Origin of the sequence: Pseudomonas sp. QTF5 (assembly GCF_000512695.2) — a bacterium.
In the GTDB taxonomy this organism is placed as follows: domain Bacteria; phylum Pseudomonadota; class Gammaproteobacteria; order Pseudomonadales; family Pseudomonadaceae; genus Aquipseudomonas.
The window spans coordinates 1-12,862 of record NZ_AZRW02000065.1 but is presented as its reverse complement, the minus strand read 5'-3'; the positions used below and the strand labels follow the sequence as shown (position 1 = coordinate 12,862).

At 58.8% G+C, this 12,862-nt stretch carries 13 protein-coding genes and 2 pseudogenes; 10 read left to right on the top strand and 5 right to left on the bottom strand.

The window, feature by feature from the left end; genetic code table 11:
* Positions 1–232 precede the first annotated feature (232 nt).
* Positions 233–2,155: a PAS domain-containing sensor histidine kinase gene (locus IC37_RS28105; RefSeq protein WP_030129421.1), complete on the top strand. Its 1,923-nt coding sequence runs from the start codon at positions 233–235 to the stop codon at positions 2,153–2,155.
* 186 nt (positions 2,156–2,341) lie between these two features.
* On the opposite strand, the gene IC37_RS28100 is transcribed toward IC37_RS28105, so the two are convergent.
* The 3 genes from IC37_RS28100 to IC37_RS28090 form a co-directional block, all read right to left on the bottom strand.
* Positions 2,342–2,818 (bottom strand): hemerythrin domain-containing protein, encoded by a 477-nt coding sequence (locus IC37_RS28100; protein ID WP_030129422.1) that lies wholly within the window; start codon positions 2,816–2,818, stop codon positions 2,342–2,344.
* A gap of 223 nt (positions 2,819–3,041) precedes the next feature.
* Positions 3,042–4,388 (bottom strand): sodium:proton antiporter, encoded by a 1,347-nt coding sequence (locus IC37_RS28095; RefSeq protein WP_030129423.1) that lies wholly within the window; start codon positions 4,386–4,388, stop codon positions 3,042–3,044.
* 55 nt (positions 4,389–4,443) lie between these two features.
* A complete protein-coding gene (locus IC37_RS28090; RefSeq protein ID WP_030129424.1) occupies positions 4,444–5,055 on the bottom strand; it encodes a Yip1 family protein in 612 nt (203 codons plus the stop codon).
* A gap of 170 nt (positions 5,056–5,225) precedes the next feature.
* Here IC37_RS28090 and IC37_RS28085 point away from each other — a divergent pair, with 170 nt between their 5' ends.
* From IC37_RS28085 to IC37_RS28075, 3 genes are read left to right on the top strand one after another with little or no spacing between them, the layout of a single operon-like run.
* On the top strand, positions 5,226–5,729 hold the full coding sequence (locus IC37_RS28085; protein WP_030129425.1) for a CinA family protein: 504 nt from the start codon (positions 5,226–5,228) through the stop codon (positions 5,727–5,729).
* Entirely contained in the window at positions 5,726–6,229 is a 504-nt protein-coding gene (locus tag IC37_RS28080; RefSeq protein ID WP_030129426.1) for a hypothetical protein, read from the top strand. Before IC37_RS28085 ends, IC37_RS28080 begins: the two co-directional genes overlap by 4 nt.
* 7 nt (positions 6,230–6,236) lie before the next feature.
* Positions 6,237–6,683: a DUF421 domain-containing protein gene (locus IC37_RS28075; RefSeq protein ID WP_030129427.1), complete on the top strand. Its 447-nt coding sequence runs from the start codon at positions 6,237–6,239 to the stop codon at positions 6,681–6,683.
* A gap of 147 nt (positions 6,684–6,830) precedes the next feature.
* On the opposite strand, the pseudogene IC37_RS28070 reads toward IC37_RS28075, so the two are convergent.
* Together IC37_RS28070 and IC37_RS28065 are read right to left on the bottom strand one after the other, a co-directional pair.
* Positions 6,831–6,953 (bottom strand): annotated as a pseudogene (locus IC37_RS28070) (SDR family oxidoreductase); the annotation flags it as partial.
* A gap of 263 nt (positions 6,954–7,216) precedes the next feature.
* On the bottom strand, positions 7,217–8,365 hold the full coding sequence (locus IC37_RS28065; protein WP_030129428.1) for a MalY/PatB family protein: 1,149 nt from the start codon (positions 8,363–8,365) through the stop codon (positions 7,217–7,219).
* Positions 8,366–8,737: 372 nt separating this feature from the next.
* On the opposite strand from IC37_RS28065, the gene IC37_RS28060 reads away from it, so the two are divergent.
* The 6 genes and pseudogenes from IC37_RS28060 to IC37_RS28035 form a co-directional block, all read left to right on the top strand.
* Positions 8,738–9,703, top strand: coding sequence for a tripartite tricarboxylate transporter substrate binding protein (locus IC37_RS28060; RefSeq protein WP_030129429.1), 966 nt, complete (start codon positions 8,738–8,740; stop codon positions 9,701–9,703).
* 1 nt (position 9,704) lies between these two features.
* A complete protein-coding gene (locus tag IC37_RS28055) occupies positions 9,705–10,196 on the top strand; it encodes a tripartite tricarboxylate transporter TctB family protein (protein WP_030129430.1) in 492 nt (163 codons plus the stop codon).
* Positions 10,197–10,220: 24 nt separating this feature from the next.
* Positions 10,221–11,729, top strand: coding sequence for a tripartite tricarboxylate transporter permease (locus IC37_RS28050; RefSeq protein ID WP_030129431.1), 1,509 nt, complete (start codon positions 10,221–10,223; stop codon positions 11,727–11,729).
* 262 nt (positions 11,730–11,991) lie between these two features.
* The gene (locus IC37_RS28045; RefSeq protein WP_030129432.1) at positions 11,992–12,264 is read left to right on the top strand and encodes a CopG family ribbon-helix-helix protein; all 273 of its coding nucleotides are present in this window, start codon (positions 11,992–11,994) and stop codon (positions 12,262–12,264) included.
* Entirely contained in the window at positions 12,264–12,539 is a 276-nt protein-coding gene (locus tag IC37_RS28040) for a type II toxin-antitoxin system RelE/ParE family toxin (RefSeq protein WP_030129433.1), read from the top strand. Before IC37_RS28045 ends, IC37_RS28040 begins: the two co-directional genes overlap by 1 nt.
* Positions 12,540–12,599: 60 nt before the next feature.
* Positions 12,600–12,784: pseudogene (locus IC37_RS28035) on the top strand (hypothetical protein); the annotation flags it as partial.
* Positions 12,785–12,862: the final 78 nt, after the last annotated feature.

The window sequence follows — 12,862 nt, the reverse complement described above, 5'->3', positions numbered from 1 at the left end:
GAGCGTGGAACGAGTGTCCGGATGTTGGTGGGCTGAGTGTCCGGATGGCGTGGAATGCGCACTGAACACGTGCCGGACTTTGTCTACAACGATCTGCATGCCTATATCGTCAAATACGTGTACCGATAATCCGCCGCGTCACTGCGGCACACCAACCGTATTGGTTTTTTTGAATTTCCAAACGTGCGGTTTGTCGCATACTCCAGAAGTACAACAATAAGGGAAGGGATCCATGAGCGATGACCGGACCAAGACCAACGCCATCGAGGAGATGCGCTTTCGTCTGCTGATCGATGCTGTGATCGACTACGCGATCTACATGATTGACCCCGATGGCATCATCACCAGCTGGAACGCTGGCGCCAAGCGTTTCAAAGGGTATGAGGAGGCGGAGATTCTTGGCCAGCATTTCTCGCGTTTTTATACCGAAGAGGACCGCAAGGCCGGCCGGCCTCAGCGCGCCCTTGATACCGCCATTCGCGAAGGGCGTTTCGAGGGCGAGGGCTGGCGGGTTCGCAAGGACGGCACGCGTTTCTGGTCCCACGTCATCATCGATCCCATTCTCGATCCGTCGGGCAAATTGCTGGGTTTTGCCAAGATCACCAGGGATTTGACCGACCGTAAAATGGCCGAAGAAACCCTCAAACAAAGCGAGCAGCAGTTCCGGCTGCTGGTGCAAAGCGTCACCGACTACGCCATCTACATGCTCGCCCCGGATGGACGCCTGACCAACTGGAATCTGGGGGCTCAGCGAATCAAGGGATATCGGCCCGAAGAAGTTATCGGCCAACATTTCTCGATGTTTTACACCCCTGAAGATCGTGAAGCCGGCGAGCCGCAACGGGCGCTGGAGATTGCAACGCGTGAGGGGCGATTCGAAAACAAGGCCTGGCGCGTGCGCAAGGACGGCACGCGGTATTTCGCGCATGTCGTGGTCGACCCGATTTGGGGCGAAACCGGCACGTTGCTGGGATTTGCCAAAATCACTCGGGACATTACCGAGGTGACCCTAGCCCAACAAGCCCTTGAAAAAACCCGCGAAGCGTTGTTTCAGGCGCAAAAGATGCAGGCCATCGGTCAACTCAGCGGGGGGATTGCCCACGACTTCAATAATCTGCTGACCGTTATTCTCGGCAATCTGGAAATCGTTCGTAAACGTGCGGCAGACGACCCGAGAATTACCCGTTTGCTCGACAACGCCACTCAAGGCGCCTTGCGTGGCGTTTCCTTGACTCAGCGCATGCTAGCGTTTGCCAGGCGTCAGGAGCTCAAGACTGAATCCGTCGAAATCCCGACGCTGATACAGGGGATTACCGGGCTGTTGCGCAGCTCTCTGGGGCCTGCGGTGAACATAGAAACCCGCTTTTCGCCTGAACTCGAACCGGTCATTGCCGACGTCAATCAGCTCGAACTGGCGGTATTGAACCTGGCGACCAATGCCCGCGATGCCATGCCCGAGGGTGGAAAACTTGTCATCAGCGCCCAAACAGAAGAAATCCACGATCAGTCGCAATTGTCCCTGACGCCAGGCCGTTATGTCTGCCTGAGTGTCACGGATACGGGGGAGGGCATGGATGACGCTACCCTGGCCTCGGCAATGGACCCCTTCTTCACCACCAAAGGCGTAGGCAAAGGCACTGGCCTCGGGTTGTCGATGGTTCATGGGTTTACAGAGCAACTGGGTGGGCGCTTCATTCTGAAAAGTCAGAAGGACGTCGGCACGACTGCCGAACTCTGGTTACCCGTCGCACTCGCCGGCTTAACTACCGAACTCGTTACCGAGGATACAGCCGTGTCACGGGTGCCACGTTTGTGTGTATTGGTCGTGGATGACGACAGCCTGGTATTGACCAGTACCAGTCTGTTGCTTGAAGACCTGGGCCATCGGGTGATCAGTGCAGCGTCCGGCGCACAGGCACTGGAGCTGTTCGACAGCGAGCACGATTTTGACCTGGTCATTACGGACATGGTCATGCCCAAGATGAGTGGTGCACAACTGGCGCAGGCTATTCGGGTCATAAGGCCACACCTGCCGATCATCCTCGCCACCGGTTACGCCGAACGCCTGGAAGGCTTCGCGTCCAGACTTCCGCGCCTGTCCAAGCCCTTCACCCAACTTAATCTGGTGGAAGTCATTGCCTTGGCAATGAAGTGAGTGCTCCTTTGTGGCGAGCGAGCTTGCTCGCGTTGGGCTGCGTAGCGGCCCCAAAAATCTGACAATAATTGAATTGCCGATTTTTATGAGCGCTACGCACTCAAGCGGGAGCAAGCTCCCTCACCACAGGTTTCTCCCTGACTCAAGACTCTCGTAAGTTATTTGCCGGGCTGTGCTATTCCCCCATCAAGCAGCGAGATTGGGCGCGCCCAGCTCTTTTTTGTATCGGGCTTTCAGGCTTTCCATCTCTGCACCCAGTTCATCGAGTGTCGTTTTACCCAGCAGTTTTTTTGCCTGAGGAAACATTTCCTTTTCCTCTTCTTCAATGTGATGTTCCAACAGCTCCTTGACCACTTTCACTCGACCGGAAAATTCGACGGTGGAGGGATCAGTGGTTTTCAGGTCGGGGAGTACCAGCATATCGACGGTGCGATGCTCCTCCTTGGCTTCGTAATACATGATGTCCTGCTCCTTGCCCCCGGCTTTTTTATACGCTGGATACAACACTTCCTCTTCCAGACGGGTATGAATCGCGATTTCCATTTCCAGTTTGGCCAGCAACTCGGTGCGCTTTTTAACTCCACGCTCGGTGGACTCGCTCAACTGGGTCAGGATGCCTTTTACGCGTTCATGGTCGGCTTTCAACAGGTCAATGGCGTTCATGGTCAAACCTCTTGTTTAGTCACGGGTCAAGCGCACAGGGTCTTTCTGCCGTTGTCGCTCACACTGCTGAAGCATTTCCCGTGCCCGTTTCAATTTTTACGATAAAACCAGTAAAAACAGTGGGTTGTAATCGACTTCAAACGACGTTTGTCGTGCAACCTGCATGAATGCCCGTTGCTGTTCAGTGCAGGTTGAGCGAAGAAATGAGCGCGCAGGGAAGCCGTCAAACTTCTTGCTGATTGCGTCGCTCGTAACGACTAAGCATCGGTTGAGTACTGATGCCATGCGCCAGAATGCTGAGCGCCACCACCGACAATGTCAGATCGGTGCACAGCGTCGCTGCCGCCGGACCGAGGTCATGGTTCAAGGCGTAGAACAGGTAATAAAAGCTTCCGATGCCGCGAATCCCGAACCAGCCGATCAACAGTCGCTGGCGGCCGTCCAGCAAGCGCCCCCACGGCATGAGCCCTACGCACAAGGGGCGAATGGCACAGAACAGCACCAACGCAATCACCAACGCTCGCCAGTCCCAATGCCCCATCAGCACCACCCCCAACAGCGTCACCAGAAACACTTCCATGGCACGCTCCACCAGACTGCCGAAGGCCAGCATGTCACCCATCATGATGCCGGCCGCCACCTGGGTTTCCTGCAGATTCGCCACGTCGCCATGCACGGCAGCCTCGGGTTCGACATTCTGGTGACCGACTACCGGTTGCACCAGATGCTCGGCGGGCATCAGGGGGGCACCGGTGGATTTGACTTCCGCCTGACGCAATCCGAGGCCGGCGGCGAATACCGACAGAAAGCCGTAGCCATTGATCTCCTCGGCCGCGACGTAAGCCAGCGCGATCAGGGCCAGGGCCAGATAGTCATTAGGGGATAGGGTGCTGTCGGCATTGCGGATGCGCATCGACAAAGTCAAGCGTCCAATGCCCTGGCCCATCCAGTAACCGGTGAGCAAGCCGGCAGGCACCGCCCACAGCACACTTTTCAATGCCCACTCACCGAGCCAGGCCTCGCTATCGCCGCTCTGTTGCACAAACAACAAACCGAGGATCACGAATGGGAAGGCGATGCCATCGTTAAGGCCCGCCTCACCGGAGAGCCCGAAGCGCACCGAATCGTAATCCTTGGCGTCGTTGACCTGAACCAGCGAAGCCAGTACCGGATCGGTAGGGGCCAGAATCGCCCCGATCAGCAGCGACGGCCCCCAGGCCAAGGCAAAACCGTAATGCAGCAACAGGCAGACGCCAATGATGGTCAAGATCATCACCGGTCCCGCCAGGCCGAACGCTACCCGCCACCGGCGATCCTTGAGCGGCAGGCGCAATTTGAGCCCGCAGACAAACAACGAAAAGAGCACCGCGACTTCCGTCAGATGCTCCATCCAGAACGCTGCGTCCTTGACGTCCAGCTTCAGCAAGCCCAGGCCCGCCGGACCGATCGCCACGCCCAGCACGAGGCACACCGCCGACGTGGTGACCGGCATCCAGCGCAGATAGGACGAGGTCAGCGCCAGGGTCAGCAGCACCGCACCCAACACCGCCACCCATACAATGAAGCTCATGTCCGGTTCTCGGAGGTGTACCGCCGACCGCGGGCGGATGGCGGAATCAGGAGAGTCAAACGCCGGTCACGCGCAAGTACTCAGGTCTCAGATAGTTGGACCAGAGCAGAATCATTTCCACCAGAATCGTCACCAGCACCAACAGCCCGACGCCCCATACGCTCGCCGCATTCAGCAGCCCTTGCTCCTTGCGCTCGTGCATGAAAATCGGCAAACCGATGAACAGCAGAAACGTCGAATAGAGGGAGGCGGCCCCCAGCACCGTGATCGCCAGCCAGCGGCTGGGGTAGAGCCCGGCGATACCTGCGAGAAAGAACGGGGTCACGGTATAGGCGGCAAAACCGATGCACTGATTGACGGTGGGGCGTGAGTCGAAGGTGCGCGACATCCAGCGAATGAATAGCCCCATCAGCACCACGCCGACAATGATGGTCAGGTACAGCAGCCCGCAGAGTTGCAGAGCACTGGTGGTACTGAGCCTGACCGTTTCGTTCTCCACCAGGCTCCAGCCGACGTAGGTGGTCCCGATAAACAGGCACACCGCAGGAATCAAGGCGAGCAGCAGCAAATGAGCGAGGTAATGGCACGGATGCGCTTCCTCTTCCTTACGAATATCTGTCCAGACGAAATTGGGCTGAGTGAACAGCCTGACGATAGGTGCGGACATGTCGACCTCCAGATAGCGAGCGGCCCGGCATAGGGGCCCCTAGAAGTATTGAGATGCATGCATCGCCAGGGGTTCATTTTTTATCGGGTGGTCAAGGGCGGTCTGCCCGAGGGAATGTTTACACGCGACGAAGGTCAACCGAGCAGTTCCTCTTGCCTGGATGCCTGGTCATGAACGTCAGCCAAAACGTCGTCGAATATTTGCGCCAACACGACTTGCGGCTGACGACTGCCGAGTCCTGTACCGCTGGAAAGATTGTGACCTTGCTGGCCGAGGTGCCGGGCAGTGGGGACCTGATCGAGAGCGGCTACGTGGTTTATTCCCCCGAAGCGAAGCAACGGTTGCTCAACGTCAGCCCTCATACGATCAAAACCTTCAACCTGACCAGTTGCGAAGTCGCTCGCGAAATGGCCTTGGGCGCCTTGCTCGACAGCCCCGCCAACGTCGCGGTAGCCACCACCGGCATCCTGGGGCCGGAAGATGTCGACGGGATTCCGGCCGGCACCATCTGTTTCGCCTGGGCGTACCAGACTGAGCAAGGCAAGCGTGTATTCACTCACCAGCACCGGTTTTTCGGGTCCCGCAGCCGGGTCCAGTTACTGGCCGCAGAACATGCCTTGAAGCGGGTGTCGTATTTTCATCAACGTGCATTGGCCGATGAGCAAGGCCAATGAACGACGAATCCCGCAGCCGCGATTACCCGGTACGCGAAGACATGGCCTATCAGGTCAAGGTCTGGCGATTCGAGCGCTGGGGCTGGTACGTGATGGTGCTGCTGGTGGTGCTGGCATTGCTCGGCTTGTTTTCACGCGGCCCGCTCAGTTCCCGGGACGTTCATGGCAGCGATGGCAAGGTCCGGGTGCAGTACGAGATGTTCCACCGTAATGGCTCAACCAATCCGATGAAGCTCAGCGTGATCGGCCGGCCGGATGCCACGGTTGAACTGGAACTGACTGGAGAACTGCTGGAGGGCTTCGATATCGAAACCCTGCAACCGGAGCCTGTGCGCGCACTCAGTGGCGAGCAGGGCATGAAACTGTGGGTGCAAACGGACGCGCAAGGGCAGGCCAGCCTTTATCTGACGTTGCGTGGGGATGGGCTGGGACTGTTTCGCAGTCGTATCGCCTCGCCCGGTGCAGCCCCCGTCCAGGTGGATCAATTCATTTTCCCTTAGGTGACTTATGGATTCGGTATTGCGCGCGGCCGTGATGTACCTGGCGTTGATGGTGCTGTTCAAGATTGCAGGTCGGCGCTCGATGGCCGAACTGACGACGTTCGATTTCGTGCTGCTGATGATTATCGGCGAGGCGACGCAACAGGCGCTGCTGGGCAATGATTTTTCCCTGACCAATTCGATGTTGGTGATTGTCACGCTGATTGCCATCGATGTCGGGCTTTCGCTGCTCAAACAGCGCTCGCAATGGGTGTCGCAGTTGATCGATGGTGGGCCGACGATCATCGTCGAGAACGGCAAGTTCCTGCACAAACGCCTGCGCCATGCACGACTGGTGGAAGCGGATGTCATGGAGGCCGCGCGTTCGAGCCAGGGCATTGAAACCCTTGAACAGATCAAATTCGCCATCATCGAGCGCAACGGCAAGATTTCGGTGATCGCTCAAGAGCCCTGATTTCTTGGGTAAGCCCCAATGCCAGTCAGTTAAGCGAATGAACCGCTTTTCGTAGCAGCCAGGCTTGCCGGCGAAGGCGTTCTTAAGGACGCCTTCGCCGGCAAGCCTGGCTCCTACAGGGGCCGAACGCAGGTCATGCCAATTGCGTCAAAGCATCGGCTTGCCGCCCGTGACGCCATACCGTTGGCCGGTGATGTAACTGGCTTCATCCGAGGCCAGCAGCACATAGATCGGCGCGACTTCCACCGGTTGACCGGGGCGGCCGAGCGGGGGATAGTCAGTCATCGGGAAATCTCCTCTGTTCAAGGCAAAAGACTCAAGCGCCACAAGCGCTCGTTGAGGGTTGACCCTGGTCTTTTGTCTTGAGTTCGGTTGGATTTCAGCAATCCGCAAAAGCACACAAAACCCTTGTGGGAGCGGGCTTGCTCGCGAAGACTGCCTTACAGTCAAGAGGGATGTCGCCTGACACTCCGCCTTCGCGAGCAAGCCCGCTCCCACATTTGATCTTTGTTGTACTTGAGTTCGTGGAAGAATCAGCGGTTACGCAAACTACGCTCCATCCGCGCGATCCCTTCTTCCAGCAGCGCCCGCGGGCAGCCGAAGTTCAAGCGCACGAACTGCTGGGCGTTATCGCCGAAATCCAGCCCGGCGCTCAGCCCGACCTTGGCTTGTTCGAGGAAGAACTGCTGCGGGTTGTCCAGCCCCAGCGCCGTACAGTCGAGCCATGCCAGATAAGTGCCCTGAGGAATGTTCATGGTCACACCCGGCAACTTCGTACGAACCGCCTCCACCAGATAATCCCGATTGCCTTGCAGGTAGGCCATGAGCTCGGTCAGCCACGGGCCGCCTTCGCTGTAGGCGACGCGGGTGGCTTCCAGGCCCAGCGGGTTGACGCTGTCGACCATGCCGCAGCGGGCGTTGTTGACCCGATGACGCAGTGCTGCGTCTTGAATGATCATGAACGCCGTCTTCAAACCGGCGATGTTGTAGGCCTTGCTCGCCGACATCAGGGTGATGGTGCGCTTGGCGATCTGCGGGCTGAGCGAGGCGGTCGGAATGTGCACGCGCCCGTCGAAGCACAACTCGGAATGGATCTCGTCGGAGATGATCCAGGCGTCCTGCTCAAGGCAAATGTCGGCGACCGCTTGCAGTTCCTCGCGCGGGAAGACCTTGCCCAGCGGGTTATGCGGGTTGCTCAGCAGCAGCGCGCCGCCCCCTTGCAGCGACTGGCGCAAGGCATCGAGTGGCGTGGCATACGTACCATCGGCCAACGCGTCGAAATCCAGTTCGACCTTGTTCAACTGCCAGTGGCCCGGTGCATGACGCAGCGGCGGGTAGTTTGGCGTTTGCACGACCACGTTCTGCTGCGGCTGAACCAGCGCATGCAGGGCCATGTTGAAACCCGATTCGATACCCGGCAGGAAGACCAGCTCCTGGGGTTGCACGCGCCAGGCGTACTTGCTCCACAGGTCGGCGACGATGGCCTCACGCAAGTCATCCTGAGCCACGCTGTAACCGAGCATCGGGTGTTCCAGGCGTTGTTGCAGCGCCTGAATGATCGCTGGCGGCGCGGCAAAGTCCATGTCAGCCACCCACATCGGCAACACGTCGGCCGGGTAGCGGCTCCATTTGGTACTGCCGGTGCCATGGCGGTCGAACACCTGATCAAAATCGAAAGTCATGCTCAGTCTCTAAAAAGGCAGGGAGTTAATCCGACGGCCATGATAAGCGCCAACCTCTGTGGGTGCGAGGCTTGTGTGGCGAGGGGGCTTGCCCTCGTTGGACTGCGAAGCAGTCGCAAATTCGGTCCATGCGGTGTGCCTGGTTGAACGAGGTAGCAGGTTTTGGGACTGCTTCGCAGTCCAACGAGGGCAAGCCCCCTCGCCACAGGAGCCCGCTGCCACAGGTTCCGCTGACTGGCATCAGGCAGGAACCCCATTGAAAACACGCCCACAAACACAACTATGACCTACGCTTATTCCCACACGCATGTTCAACGAACAGGGGCTCTTCCCTGATCGAAAACAACAAGAACAGCTATCCGGAGACGACTCATGTTTGCATTGGCCCGTCGATTCAGTAGCAACCTCGCCGTTTTAGTTACCGCCGCCGCGCTCGCATCACCGGTTCTCGCGCTGGACACCGTCAAGTTCATGGCCCCGGGTTCGGTCGGTGGTGGTTATGACCAGACCGCACGCGTCCTGGGCAAAGCCATGGTCGAGGCGAAAACGGCAAAGTCCGTTACCTTCGAGAACAAGGGCGGCGCCGGTGGCACCCTGGGGTTGGCGCAATTTGCCAATGGCACCAAGGGCGACCCAAATGCCCTGATCGTCGTCGGTGCGATCATGGTCGCGGCCATCGAGCAGAACAAACCACAAATCACCTTGAAGGACGTGACACCGATCGCCCGGCTGTTCACCGAATACAACGTGATTGCCGTGCGTGACGACTCACCGTACAAAACCCTGGACGACTTGCTCAAAGACTTCAAAGCCAACCCGTCCAGTATCAAGTTTGGTGGCGGCTCCAAGGGGTCGATCGACCACATTGGTATCGCCGAACTGGCGAGCAAAATGGACGTCCCCGTCAACAAGGTGAATTACGTCGCCTTTGCCGGTGGCGGCGAAGTCGTCGCCGCGACGCTGGGGGGCCACATTACGGTGATCACCGGCGGCTACGCCGAGCTGGCCAAATACGTCCAGTCCAAGCAGTTCCGCTTGCTCGCCATCGGCGCGCCCAACCGCGTTGAAGGCATCGACGCACCGACCCTCAAAGAAAGTGGCTATGACGTGACAATCGGCAACTGGCGTGGCGTTTACGGCGCAGCGGGCCTGACGCCTGAACAGCGCAAAGAACTGACCGAAGCCGTCCTGACCGCGACTAAAAGCACTGTCTGGCAAGAAAACGTAAAAACCAATGCATGGTCACCGAGCATTCTGACCGGGGATGACTTCGGCAAATTCGTCGAAGAAGAACATGGGCGCCTGCGCGCGATGCTGGTCAAGGTCGGGCTGCTTTGAGATGGCCGGGCGCTGGAAAGTCATGCCGGCCCAACTGGCGATTGGCTTAGGTGTCGTCGTCATCAGCGCGGTATTGGGGTTCGGCGCCTCGCGGTTTCCGCCCGAGATGGGGTTCGTCATCATGGCGGCCTACGTCTATCCCTACGCTGTCGCGGCGTTTCTGGGCGTCGTCGGTCTGTTGATGTGTTATCAGGCGCTCACCGGTGGTTTTCGCTACCTTGCCGACGATCACGAGACCACCCAGGCTCAGCCCGGCGGCAAGGCTGGGGCGACTTGGGTCACGGCGGGACTGGTGGGGGTTGCCTTGCTCATTACCTACATCGGTTTCGTATTGGCGGCCTCATTGCTGTTTGCCTGTTCGGCGCGCGGTTTTGGCAGTCGCAGCCCGGTGCGGGATCTGGCCATCGGCATCGCCCTGACCTTACCGATTTACTGGCTTTTCACCGCCGGGCTAGGGGTTTCCCTTCCGCCCTTGATCAACGCCTGGATCTGATCCGGGCCGAAGGAGGTCGACAAGGTGGACATTCTCTCGAGTCTGGCAAGCGGCTTCGGTGCCGCGTTGGCGCCGATCAATCTGATGTGGGGGTTTATCGGCTGCCTGCTGGGTACCGCGATCGGTGTTTTGCCGGGGATCGGGCCGGCGCTGACCGTAGCGCTGCTGCTGCCGATCACCGCCAAGGTCGATCCTACCGGCGCGCTGATCATGTTTGCCGGCATCTATTACGGCGCTCAGTTTGGCGGCTCCACCACCTCGATCCTGCTCAACACCCCGGGGGAGTCGTCCTCCATGGTCACGGCCCTGGAAGGCAACCTCATGGCGCGCAACGGACGGGCAGGCCCGGCCTTGGCGACGGCGGCAATAGGTTCATTCGTGGCCGGGACCATCGCGACGATTTTGCTGACCCTGTTCGCCCCCCTCGTTGCGACGCTGGCGCTGAAGTTCGGGCCGGCGGAGTATTTCGCGATTCTGGTACTGGCCTTCACCACGGTGTCGGCGGTGCTCGGTGCATCGATGTTGCGCGGCTTCGCCTCGTTGGGGATCGGGCTGACCATCGGCTTGATCGGCCTGGACTCGACCTCAGGCATTGCCCGCTATACCTTGGCGGTTCCCGAGCTGGTCGATGGCATCGAAGTCGTGCTGGTGGCAGTCGGCTTGTTTGCCGTCGGTGAAGCCTTGTACAGCGTGCTCTACCAAAAGGAAGAAACGACGGGCCGACACCGCCTGACCTCGTTGTGGATGACCCGCGCCGACTGGAAACGCTCGGTTCCCGCGTGGTTACGGGGCACCTTGATCGGCTTTCCATTTGGCTCGATTCCGGCCGGTGGCGCGGAAATTCCGACGTTCCTGTCGTATTCGACCGAACGCAAACTCAGCAAGTACCCGAAAGAGTTCGCGGCCAGCAAAGGCGAGGGCGCCATCGAGGGTGTCGCCGGCCCCGAGGCGGCCAACAACGCCAGCGCCACCGGTTCGCTGGTTCCGCTGCTGACGTTGGGCATACCAACCTCCGCCACGGCGGCGATTCTGTTGGCCGCGTTCCAGAACTACAACCTGCAACCGGGGCCGCTGCTGTTCCAGACCTCCGGCGAACTGGTCTGGACGCTGGTGGCCTCGCTGTACATCGGCAACGCCATCCTGCTGGTGCTGAACCTGCCGTTGGTGGGCCTGTGGGTCAAGCTCCTGCAAATCCCCCGGCCGTACCTGAACGCCGGCATTCTGGTGTTCGCCACCATTGGCGTGTACGGCATGCGCCACTCAACGTTCGACTTGTTTCTGATGCTGGGCATCGGCTGGGCCGGGGTGTTGATGCGGCGTTTCGATTTCCCCGTCGCCCCGGTGATCGTCGGCATGCTGCTGGGCCCGATGGCGGAAAAACAACTGCGCAACGCCTTGTCCATCAGCCAGGGCGACTGGATGGTGTTTGTGACACAACCCATTGCGGCCTCGCTCCTGGTGCTGACGCTGTTGGTGTTGCTGGTGCCGTACCTGCTGCATAAACGCGGTATCAAATTGCATGAGGATGATTGAGTGCTTCGCGAGCCGGTTTGACGATCTGCGCGACGATGCAGGTCAGCGCCAGCTCCAGCCCCCGCGTCACGCGTTGCCCTTGCATTTTCTTCTTACTTCAACTTTCTAAAGTTGACATCCTGGACCCTGTTTCGTCCGTCTATCGAGGGTATTACCTCAATCTGGCGCTGCGCTTGACGACGTATAGCTATTCGATATGATTGGTTTTGATTCAAGTTGATTAGTAAAGAGACAGGATAAATCACATCAGGAGTAATCGATCATGGCAACTAACGCGAAAACCCGATCCGTGACAGCCCATGTCCCTGTGCAGCTTGCCGAGAAAGTCGATTTGATGGCTGAGCGTCTAGAACGCTCCAAGAACTGGATCGTCAAACAGGCGCTATCCGCTTGGATAGATCAGGAAGAAGAACGCAGTCGACTTACTCGTGAAGCCTTGGCCGATGTGGACGCGGGTCGTGTGATTGACCACCAGGCTGTCCAGTCCTGGGCTGATAGCCTCAGCACAGACGCACCGTTGCCGGTGCCGCGTTGATGGAGTTGAAGTGGACAAGCAAGGCGCTTTCCGACATTACCCGGCTGTACGAGTTTCTGGCGGCGGTGAATCAACCTGCTGCCGCACGAACAGTACAACAACTGACGACTACACCGACCACGCTGCTGGCCAACCCACGCATTGGCGAGCGTCTGGAAGAGTTCGGGCCGCGTGATGTGCGACGAATTCAAGTCGGCCACTACGAGATGCGCTACGAGATAGTAGATTCCACCATTTACCTACTGCGTTTGTGGCACACGCGTGAGGGTCGGTAGCCTGGGAGAAGCAGGCTGCTCGGCCTGATGGCGGAAAAACAACTGCGCAACACCTTGTCCACCATGCACCGCTTTACCGTGGTTCGCGATCTGACCGACATCTTGTCCAGCCTCAACCTCAACGGTATTCCGACTGCGACCTGACCCGTGTTACCCGGGCGGTGCACCTGCTGACGCGTGAAGGTTGCGCAATACTGGAGGCTCGGGCGTTGCAGCGGGAGGAGGGGTTCAAGACTGCTGTTTAGCGGTGTAGCGACAGACGCCTTCGCGAGCAAGCCCGCTCCCACATCTATGGTTACCCCCTTTTCTGCAATACTGTTTTT

Bases quoted from the DNA above. Each gene is read 5' to 3' on its own strand.
- IC37_RS28105 (WP_030129421.1), top strand. From the start codon at position 233: ATGAGCGATGACCGGACCAAGACCAACGCCATCGAGGAGATGCGCTTT.
- IC37_RS28100 (WP_030129422.1), bottom strand. From the start codon at position 2,818: ATGAACGCCATTGACCTGTTGAAAGCCGACCATGAACGCGTAAAAGGC.
- IC37_RS28095 (WP_030129423.1), bottom strand. From the start codon at position 4,388: ATGAGCTTCATTGTATGGGTGGCGGTGTTGGGTGCGGTGCTGCTGACC.
- IC37_RS28090 (WP_030129424.1), bottom strand. From the start codon at position 5,055: ATGTCCGCACCTATCGTCAGGCTGTTCACTCAGCCCAATTTCGTCTGG.
- IC37_RS28085 (WP_030129425.1), top strand. From the start codon at position 5,226: ATGAACGTCAGCCAAAACGTCGTCGAATATTTGCGCCAACACGACTTG.
- IC37_RS28080 (WP_030129426.1), top strand. From the start codon at position 5,726: ATGAACGACGAATCCCGCAGCCGCGATTACCCGGTACGCGAAGACATG.
- IC37_RS28075 (WP_030129427.1), top strand. From the start codon at position 6,237: ATGGATTCGGTATTGCGCGCGGCCGTGATGTACCTGGCGTTGATGGTG.
- IC37_RS28065 (WP_030129428.1), bottom strand. From the start codon at position 8,365: ATGACTTTCGATTTTGATCAGGTGTTCGACCGCCATGGCACCGGCAGT.
- IC37_RS28060 (WP_030129429.1), top strand. From the start codon at position 8,738: ATGTTTGCATTGGCCCGTCGATTCAGTAGCAACCTCGCCGTTTTAGTT.
- IC37_RS28055 (WP_030129430.1), top strand. From the start codon at position 9,705: ATGGCCGGGCGCTGGAAAGTCATGCCGGCCCAACTGGCGATTGGCTTA.
- IC37_RS28045 (WP_030129432.1), top strand. From the start codon at position 11,992: ATGGCAACTAACGCGAAAACCCGATCCGTGACAGCCCATGTCCCTGTG.
- IC37_RS28040 (WP_030129433.1), top strand. From the start codon at position 12,264: ATGGAGTTGAAGTGGACAAGCAAGGCGCTTTCCGACATTACCCGGCTG.